Annotated in this window: 2 protein-coding genes; both read left to right on the top strand. The window is 66.1% G+C overall.

Annotated features, from left to right (window positions below):
* Positions 1–12 precede the first annotated feature (12 nt).
* On the top strand, positions 13–1,773 hold the full coding sequence (locus AAF604_09475) for a hypothetical protein (protein MEM7049880.1): 1,761 nt from the start codon (positions 13–15) through the stop codon (positions 1,771–1,773).
* Between the two features lie 13 nt (positions 1,774–1,786).
* The gene (locus AAF604_09470) at positions 1,787–10,549 is read left to right on the top strand and encodes a hypothetical protein (protein ID MEM7049879.1); all 8,763 of its coding nucleotides are present in this window, start codon (positions 1,787–1,789) and stop codon (positions 10,547–10,549) included.
* Positions 10,550–10,552: the final 3 nt, after the last annotated feature.

The following is a 10,552-nucleotide window of genomic DNA, read 5'->3' as shown; positions in this document are numbered from 1 at the left end:
GAGATGCCTGCAATGCCACGCCTGGTGGCCCTGATGCTGCTGTCCTCGGCGATCTTGGGGTCGGCGCTGCCGGCCGCCGCCATGGAGCGCACCCAGAGCTTCGATCTGCAACCGGGATGGAACGCCATCTATCTCGAGGTCGAGCCGGCCGATGTCTCGCCGGACACGGTGTTCGCCGGTCTGCCGGTGGCGAGCGTCTGGACCTGGATCGGTAGCGACTCGGCGGTGCAGTTCATTCAAGATCCCGCCGACGGTCTGAGCGATCGGGCCGGCTGGCTGGGCTGGTTCCCGCGGCCCCGGCCGGAGTCGATCCTGACCAATCTGTCGGCGATCTACGCCAATCGGGCCTACCTGATCCATCTCGAGGGGGCGGCTCCGGTGAGCTTCTCGGTCACCGGCGAGCCGCGGGTGCGCGATCGCGGCTGGATCACCGACTCTTTCAACCTCGTCGGCTTCTACGTCAACCCGGCCCTGCCGTCGACCTTCGGCGACTATCTCGCCGCTTCGCCGGCCCACACGGGGCAGCCGATCTACCGGCTCGGCACTAACGGCATCTGGAGCCTCGTCGCCAGCCCGTTCTCGGAGCGCATCCAGTCGGGCGCCGCCTATTGGGTCTACACCGATGGCCCCTCCGACTATCCGGGACCGCTCGAGATCGACCTGCCGCAGGGCACCGACCTGGCCTTCGGAGGCTCTCTGAGCCGCCTGCGCCTCAGCTTGATCAACCGCGGCGCCGCCACCTCTGTCACGGTGCGCCAGGTCAACGGCTCCGACGTGCCGCTGACCCTCTTCCGCTTCGACACCGACACCGGCGAGCAGAGCTGGCCGGAGCTGCCGGAGGTCTACTCCGTCGCCTTCGGCCCCGGCGAGGAGGTCCAGCTCGAGCTCGGCGTGCGCCGCAGCGAGCTGACCAGCGCCCTGGCGGAGGGCATTCTCGAGATCACCAACGGCCAGGGCTTCCGGCGCTTCGTTTCGGTGTCGGCGGCGGCGGTATTGCCCTCGGTGGTTTCCCAGAGCCGGGCCGGCAACCAGCGCTCCGGCGCCGCCCGCCTCGGCGGCTTGGCGCCGGCAGCGACGGCGGGCCTCGAAGGGCTGTGGATCGGCGCGGTGCGGGTGACCGGCGTCAGCGAGGCCCAGAACGGCTCCCTGGTGCCGACCAGCACCGGCTCGAACTTCGGCTTCAAGGTGCTGATTCACGTCGACTCGGCGGGTCAGCTCCGCCTGCTCAAGGAAGTGATCCAAATGTGGCAGGAAGGCACCATGGTGACCGATCCGGCCACCGGCGATCTGGTGGTCGAGACGCCCGGCTACTTCGTGCTGCTGACGGACGACAGCCTGATCCCCAACTTCGACGGTGCATCTTCCCGGGACGGCCAGCCGGTGGGGATTCGAGAGAGCACCGCCGCCTACGATTTCGACGGCAACGAGCAGCTCATGGACGGCAACTTCTCCCTCGGCGGCACGGTGACCACCACCCTGCTGTTGCCTTCCGAGTTTCCGACCAATCCGTTCCGTCACAAGTTCCATCCGGACCACGACAACAAGGATCTGCGATTTGTCGAGTTCAGCCCCGAGGCCTACGAAGTGACGCGCAGAATGACCTTTGAGTTCGCCTCCACCGAGCCCTTCGACCGCGAAGTGCCGGAGTGGGGCTCGGAGCTGATGGGCGGTACCTATCGCGAGACCTTGAGTGGCTTGCATCGCAACGACATTGCCGTCGAAGGCACCTTTCTCCTGCGGCGCGCCTCGGCGCGGGCCCTGCTGAACGAGTAGCGAGAGGGAAGAGATGATCGGCTTCAAGACCAAGCTGGCGACCCTGACCCTCGTCGGTCTTCTGACCGCCACCGGGGCCTTTGCCCTGTGGCCCCTGAGCACCGGCAGTAGCGACGCCGACGATGCCCGCGTCATTCGCACCGACGACCGCGGCAACGTCTACGTGGCGGGCGTGTACCAGAACACCATCACCCTGCCCGGGGCGGTCAGCGGCGACCCCACCATCGGCGCCCAGGGGCTGACCGACTTCTATGTCGCCAAGTACGACGCCGACGGCGAGCTCGAGTGGGTCACCACCGCCGGCGGCGCCTCCGTCGACGAGGTCTACGGCTTGGCCGTCGACGGCGGCGAGAACGTCTATGTCACCGGTCTGTTCGTCGGTGAGATCGACTTCCGCAACCAGCAGCTCGCCACCATTTCGCTACCGCCCGTGGGCTTCGACGACACCGATTACGAAGGCTTCGAGATCGTCAATCCGCGCAGCGACCTGTTCGTCGCCAAGATCGATGCCGACGGCGACTGGGAATGGGCCCGCATGGTCGGCGGGCCGGGCCACGACCGCGGCTTCGATATCGAGGTGATCTCGGGATTCGCCGGCGGCACCGATCCGATTCCCGATGGTGTGGTGATCGCCGGTGAGGCCAACTGCCCGGTGTTCCTCGACGAAGGCGGTGAGCTGGTCGGCGACGATGGCTCCGAGCCGCAGCTCCACTTCCAGTGGCTGTTCCAGCAGAACGATGTCGACGACGCCACCTCCGGCTGTGGCGAGGCCTCGGTGATGGTCGCCAAGATCGACACCTCCGGCACCTGGCAGTGGGTGCGCCGGGCCGGCACCAAGGGCAGTCGCGAGTGGGCCCAGGACATGGCCATCGACGACGAGGGCCGCATCTTCATCGTCGCCAACTTCCTCGACGACACCACCGTGCAGACGCCGATTCCGGAGACCTTGACCTTCTCCGGCGTCGCCGGTGGCGGCGTGCTCGAGTTCTACCACCGCTACGTCCTCGACTTCACCGGCTTCACGGGCCACGACGGTGGCGTTCTCGAGTACAGCGCCGACAGCGGCGCCAACTGGTACGACATCCTCGCTGGCGAGGCCGACAACGATCCTTCGAGCACCGCCGGAAATCCGCTGCGCTTCATCACCGGGGGCTATCCCGAGAACGACTCCAACGGCGATATCGATGCCACCGGCGGCGACAATCCCCTCGAGGGCCGGGGCGCCTGGGCCTGCGACATCGACTCGCCGATGGTGGGCGGCTGTAACACCAGCTTCGGCCTGGTGCAGGTCAATCTCGACGACTTCAGCGGCCTCGACGTGCGCTTCCGCTGGCGCCTCGGAACCGACAATACGGCCGGCGGCGACGGTTGGTGGGTCGACGACTTCGAGGTGCGCGACGCGGTCGGCAACGTGCTCTTCGAGGACGACGTCGAAGGCGCCACCTCCCAGTGGCAGGTGGCGGCCCCCCTCGGCGGCATCGAGGTGTGGAGCCCGGATACGGCCTTCGCCAACGGCGGCAGCCAGTCCTGGAAGGCCGGCGTCGACGCCTCGCCGCGGGACCACCGGCTGGAGATGGCGGACTCTCTCACCATCCCCGAGGGTGAGCCTTCCCAGTACATCGCCAGCATCGGCGACACGGACACCGAGAACCCGACCTGGAAGTGGGCCTACAAGCTGCCGGATGACGTCGAGATCAACGACATCACGGTCGATAACTCGGTCAATATCTATGTCGCCGGAACCTCCTCAGCGACCAACCAGGTGTTCAGCACCGACTTCGGCTCGGAGACTCTCACCACCAGCGGTGCCTTCCTCGGCAAGCTCAGCGAGGACGGCGGCCAGCAGACCTGGGAGTGGCTGAAGGGAGCCACCGGCGGCGAAGGTTTGGCCGTGGCGCTGGACGACAACGGCTACGTCTATCTCGCCGGTGCCTATGAGGGCAGCGCCAGCTTCGCGGACGTCCTCAACGATCCCCTCGACACCGGATCCGGTTCCCAGACCGTGGCGCTGACCACCGATGCCGGCGCCGGGGCCGATGTGCTGGTCGCCAGCCTGGACGTCTCCGGCACGCCGTGGCGCTGGGTCCAGGTGGCCAACAGCGACGAATCGCCGGACGACGACCGCGCCCTGGCGATCGCCACCGATGGCAACGACGATGTCTTCATCGCCGGTGAGTTCGAGACCGATCTGCGCCTCGGCCCGGACGTTGGCCAGGAGCTCTCGGCGGTGGGCGACAAGGACGCCTTCTTCGGCAATCTCGACCTCGACAGCGGTGACTGGTTCGAGGTGCCCTTCGAGAGCTGGGTGGTCGGAGCCGAAGTGCCGGCGCCGGCCGGAGCCGACGTCAGCGACGCGATGAACTCGACGCCGGAGATCATCGTCACCGGCCCCGGCAACGCCATCGGCGACTACTTCTTCTGGAGCCCGCCGGCGGCCAACAGCTCGATCGGTCCCCTTGGCCAGGGCGACGACCAGGGGCATCTCTATGTCCTGCAGCCGGTTGCCGCCGAGATCCGCTGGAAGGTCGACGCCAGCGACTTGACCAACCTCGATCGCATCACCACCGTCGGAGCGTCCGATTGGCCGAGCGACTACTGCGGCGAATCGGGCTCGACCCGACCCTGTCGCCAGGTTCACATCGCCGGTACGCCGGTGGAGGTGGAGCCCGAGGCCATCGACCTCGACTACGTCAACTCGGTGACCGTCTTCACCGATCCTTCCGGTGCCGAGGTCAATCCGCAGACCAAGGTGTTCACCGCCGACACCGCCGGCTTCGCCGTCTTCGGCTACTCGGAAGATCCCGGCAACCTCGATCCGACCACTGCCCCGATCGTCTTCGAGATCGTCGAAACGGTGGTTTTCGACACCTCTCTGGTGCTCGATGATGGACCGGTCTTCCGGGACGACCAGACCTGCGAGATCGGCGAGGCGTTGACCGACGTCGACCACGTCGACTATCCCGGCAAGAACGGCTATGTGCTGTTCGAAAAAGCACCCATCGACGCCGATGGTCCGGACCGGGCTCACGATCGCGAGACCCGTTCCGGCAGCATCGTGCCGGTCAATGAGGTACCCCTCGACTCCGCCGGCGACGATCTGATGGTGGTGGTTTGGTACGAGCTCAACGACCGCAACGTCGCCTGGTCGACGATGCCGACGCGCTACGACTGCCAGTGGCCGGCCAACCCGCTCACCATCGTCATCGCCAGCGAGACGGGCTCCGAGATCGCCGGCCAGCCGGAGCTCGATCCGCTGATCTACACCGGTGTGCGCATCTACAACCAGGACGACCCGACGAAGCCGGGCTTCAACCCCAACGACGAGCACGCCTTCTTCGCGCCGGCCAACGGCTCCTCCGGCTTCAACGCCGTCTTCGCCCTGCGCTCCGACTTCACGCCGGTGGAGCGCACCTCGACCTCGAAGCCCTACACCATCCTCAAGTGGTTCGACGAAACGGCTCAGGATTGGGATTACCTGGTGTACCAGGTGCTGGCCACCGGCCAAGGCTTCGACAGCTTCCAGTACTCGGGCACCGCCGGCACCAAGATCAACGCCCCCTATCCGGTGCGCCTGCTCGGCGGCTGCGAGGAGACCAGCGGCGCCGGCCCGCCCTTCTACCAGGATTACCAGAAGTCCGTCTGGGCCCGTTCCGCCGGCCAGGTGATGGTGGAGTACTGGTATCCGCTGCAGCAGACCTTCTACTTCGATCGCGACGCCGACGACGTCGTCGAGAAGCCGGCCGGGGAGTGCATTCCCTGGCTCGGTGGCGATCCCGACGATGGTGATCCGGTCGACACCCTGTACAACATCTCCTGGCCGGCCGATCCGCCGGTGCTGCTGGTCGGCGAGACCCTCGCCGAGCCTAAGTTCGGATTGCCGGACATCCTCAACCAGGCCGGGGTCAAGATCGTCTACGACGAGCTCCAGGACCGCCTGCTGCAGAGCGGCACCTACGATCCCTTCGCCACCCTGGCGCGGATCATCGATCCGCTCAATCCGCGGTCGGTGATGATCGACGATCTGCCGGAGACCATCTCGACCTCGATCGACACGGCGACCGGCCAGATCCAGCCGGAGTCGAACATCGAAGGCACCATCCGGCTGCCCTTCAGCGTGCGCTCCCGGATCATCTACGACGGGCTCAACAATGAGCTCAAGTGGAAGGGCATCTTCGAGAAGGCCACCACCGGCGAAGACCTGCTGATGCTCAACGTGCTGACGGTGCGCGAGCGCCAGCTCCTCAAGTCCCTCGACGGCGGTGACGGCACCGAGGCCGAGGACTCGACCAAGACCTGCCAGAGCCTGGACGACGACTGCACCTGGGACGAGGCGATTCAGGCGCTCTACGACCTGAGCCAGAACCCCAACCAGCTCGAGATCATCGAGCCCGACGACGAGTGCACCGTCGATCAGCTCCAGACCGAGGTCGAGGAAGCCTGCGTCTTCCTCGAGAACCCGGCCGATCCGTTCTGCAACAACCCGACGATTCTGACCACCATCGAGGAACAGGTGGTGAGCTGCAACCCGGTTCCGCCGATCATTCCGGACGAGAGCCTGATCGGTCTGCAGGACGAGAAGACGATCTCGATCGTCAACGGCCGAGTGGTCGAGGAACCGGGGTCCGACGGTATCCCGGAGGCCATCGAGGTGGTCGGCCTGCAGGCCGCGCTGTCGGCCGGCAACGCCCAAGGCACCGGCTACTTGACCTTGGCTTTCAACGAGGACGAGACCCTCAGCCCGCTGCCGGTGGATCTGCAGGTGATTCGGGTCGATTGCCTCGAAGTGGCGACCACGCCGCCCACCCAGAGCACCTACCAGGGCGAACTCGACGTCATCTTCCCGGACAACGTCTTCGACGAGCAGCTCACCCTGCGTCACAGCGGCGACTTCATGGGGCGCTCCGGCGACTATCGCTTCGAGTGGTACTTCCACCCGGACGAGGACGGCACGCCACCGGAGCCGCTGCCGGACCCGGATGGCGGGCAGCTCAACGGCTGGTTCCAGTTCTTCCCCGAGGACGGTGACATTGGGGCCAACAGCATCACGATCAAGGGCGCCAACCTGCAGACCCTGTCGGACAACTGGTTCGTGGCCCGCTACCGGCCCCTCGACCCGATCGTTCCGCAGGGCGAGACGGCACCCCTGTGCGGCGGTGGCTGGAGCTTCTATGCCGGTCAGCCCGGCGGCACGGCCCTCGACCAACGGGCGCAGCTCGCACCCGGCTGGGTGGCGCGGGTGATCGATGGCCTCAATCCCTTCGAGGCTCGGGTGCAGGACTTCCACGCCGCTCCCACCAACACCTTCGCCAGCATGCTGGTACAGCTCGGCGAGCGTTACGAGGGCGACATCTCCTACAACCCGACGGCCGACAACCTGAACTCCATCGGCTTGATCGAAGCCTACGAGACGGTGTTGCGGCGCGCCCTGGAGCTGAGCGTCGACGGCACGCCGCCGGTGGACTACGCGCCGGTCAACAAGGAGATCCTGCGCATCTCGTCGCGCCTGTCGGACTTCTACATGCTGCTCGGCAACGAGGCCTACGGCGATGCCCTCGACCCCACCATCGGCTTCGACGTGGCGAGCGAGGAGTACGGCACCTTGGCGCCGGCGATCTTCTCCTTCCAGAACCAGCTCGCCTCGCTGCTCGAAGAGGAGCTCACCCTGCTGCGCGGGCGCCCCGACGACTTCGGCGCGGTGACGGCGCGGCCGCACTACAACCGTCTGCTGTGGAACTTCACCACCGGCGATGGCGAGCTCGCCTACGCCCAGAACTACAACATCGCCGACCAGGACTTCAGCGGCGTAGTCGACGAGACCGACGCCCAGATCCTCTTCCCGCAGGGCCATGGCGATGCCTGGGGTCACTACCTGACCTCGATCAAGACCTACTACGACCTGTTGCGCCATCCCTTCTTCACCTGGCTGCCGCGCACCGGCGCGGTGCTGGTGGCGAACTCGCCGGTGACGGTGGACTTCCTCGACGAGCAGAAGTTCGCCGAGGCGGCGGCGGCCAAGGCCCGGGCTGGCGCCGAGATCGTCGACCTGACCTACCGCGAGAACTACGTCGAAGATCCGGCCGGCCAGTGGCAGGGCTACAAGGATTCGGACGAGGATCGCGCCTGGGGTCTCTCCGGCTGGGCCCGCCGAGCCGGCCAAGGGGCCTATTTCGACTGGGTGGTGGCGAACGCCATCCTGCCCTTCGAAGACCCCGATCCCAGCCACGTCGGCATCCAGCGCATCGACCGTCAGAACATCGAAGGGCTGGACGAGATCGTCGCCGAGTACGACACCATTCAGGTGCAGCTCGACGAGGCCGACAGCGGCCTCAACCCGCTCGGCCTCGCCAAGGGCGTGGTTCCCTTCGATATCGATCCCGATCTGGTCGACAACGAGGCCGAGCCGTCGGCGGCGAAGACCCACTTCGAACAGATTTACGACCGTGCCAGCTTGGCCCTCGACAACGCCTCGGCGACCTTCGACTACGCCAACCAGCTCAGTCAGCTGCTGCGCCGCAACCAGGACACGGTCGACGCCCTGACCACCAACGTCTTCGAGCAGGAAAAGGACTTCAACGGCCGCCTGATCGAGATCTTCGGCTATCCCTACTCGGACGACATCGGGCCGCCAGGGACCTACCCGGCGGGCTACAACGGTCCCGACCTCTACCACTACATGTACGTCGATCAGACCAACCTGACGGGCACCCGGGACGAGCCGACGGACGTCTTCACGGCAGAGTTCTCGGCCCTGCCGGTGATGGAGTTCTTCAACTTCAACCCCGGCAATCCGGACTGTGACGACGATCCCTTCGACACCGGCTGCTCGTTGTCCGATCCGCGCAACGACACCCTGTCGGTGGACTACCACGTGTCGCGTTCGCGGCGCACCAATTCCGCCGGCGAGCCGGTGACAGCGGACTCCTTCTTCTTGGTCAAGCCGGAAGAGTGGACCGGCAGCCGCCGCGCCACCGGTGAGCTGCAGGACCGCCTGTCGGACCTGCTGGTGGCGATCAACAACTACGACCAGACCCTCGAGCAGTACGACAACCTGCTGCTGTCGATCAACGACCAGCTCGAAATTCTCGAGGCGCAGCATCGCCTCGACCGCAGGAAGATCAGAATTCGCAACGGCCAGCGCGAAGAGCTCGCCACCATGAACGCCTTCCTCGGCACCCTGCAGACCACTTCGACGACCTTGAAGCGGGTCGCCTTGGGGATCGAAGAGTTCGGCAAGAGCACCTCCGAGTGTGTGCCCAAGTCCCTGGTGGTGGGCTTGTCCTCCGGCGGTGACGTCTTCGCCGGCGTGCGCTGTGCGGTGGAGCAGACCAAGTCCCACACCAAGTTCTGGGTCGAAACCGCCGCCGACGTCACCGACACCGCTGCCAACCTGCTCAGCCTGGCGAAGGAGGATGTCGGCATTCAAGCGGACATCGAAGTCCAGGCCTTGGACGCCGAGTTCGCCGCCTTCACCAAGCTCAAGGAGCTCGAAGCGACGTTGCGCCGCGAGCCTCTGCTGCGCCTCGAGGCCTATCAGCGGCGCGAGATCATCGATCAAAACCGCGGCAACTATCTGGCGGCCCTGGCCAAGGGGCAGCGCACGCTGCAGGCGATGGTGCGCTTCCGCAAGTACACCGCCGCCGACGTCCAGCTGGCGCGCTATCAGGACCTCACCTTCCGGGTGTTCCGCAACGACGCGCTGCAAAAGTACCGGGCGCAGTTCGATCTGGCGGCGCGCTACGCCTACCTGGCGGCGACCGCCTACGACTACGAGACCAACCTCCTCGGCACCGATGCTCAGGGCGGTCAGGACTTCCTGGCGGACATCGTCAAGGAGCGCGCCATCGGCCAGATCCTCGACGGCGAGCCGGTGCCCGGATCGCGCGGCTTGGCCGACCCCCTCGGGCGCATGAAGGAGAACTTCAACGTCTTGAAGGGTCAGCTCGGCTTCATCAATCCGCAGAGCGAGACGAATCGTTTCTCGCTGCGCCAGGAGCTCTTCCGGATCACCGATTCGGATCCGACCAGCGATAGCGACCAGGACGACGTCGACTGGCGGACGGTGCTGCGCGACCACTATGTCGCCGATCTCAACTCGCTGCCCGAGTACCGACGCTATGCCCGGCCGTTGGCGCCGGAGAGCGCCGGGCCGCAGCCGGCGATCGTGATTCCCTTCGAGACCACCGTCACCTTCGGCCTCAACTTCTTCGGTTGGCCGTTGGCCGCCGGTGACAGCGCCTACGACGCCACCCATTTCGCCACTCGCATCCGGACCGTCGGCACCTGGTTCCAGGACTACGAAGGCCTGCCGCTGTCGAACACGCCGCGGGTCTACCTGCTGCCGGTGGGCGCCGACGTCCTGCGGCCGCCGAGCGGTGATCTCTTCCAGACTCGCGAGTGGACGGTGGTCGATCAGGTGCTGCCGGTGCCCTTCAGCATCGGTGAGTCGCAGCTCGACGATCCCGACTGGATTCCGGTCAACGACAGCCTGAGCGGCAGCTTCAACGACGTCCGTCGCATCGGCACCTTCCGGGCCTTCCACGATTCCGGCGACTTCTTCGAGGGCGAGACCACCGCCGACAGTCGCTTGATCGGGCGCAGCGTGTGGAACCGCCGCTGGCTGTTGATCATCCCCGGCGGCACGCTGCTCAACGACGCCGACGAAGGGATCGACGTCCTGATCGAGGGCGATGATCCGGACGGCGACGGTACCCGCGATGGCGACGGCATCGACGACATTTTGATCTTCTTCCAGACCTATGCCTACACAGGAGTGTGAGGA

Source organism: Acidobacteriota bacterium, assembly GCA_039028635.1.
Classification (GTDB): Bacteria; Acidobacteriota; Thermoanaerobaculia; order Multivoradales; family JBCCEF01; genus JBCCEF01.
This window is presented reverse-complemented; position numbering and strand designations above follow the sequence as displayed.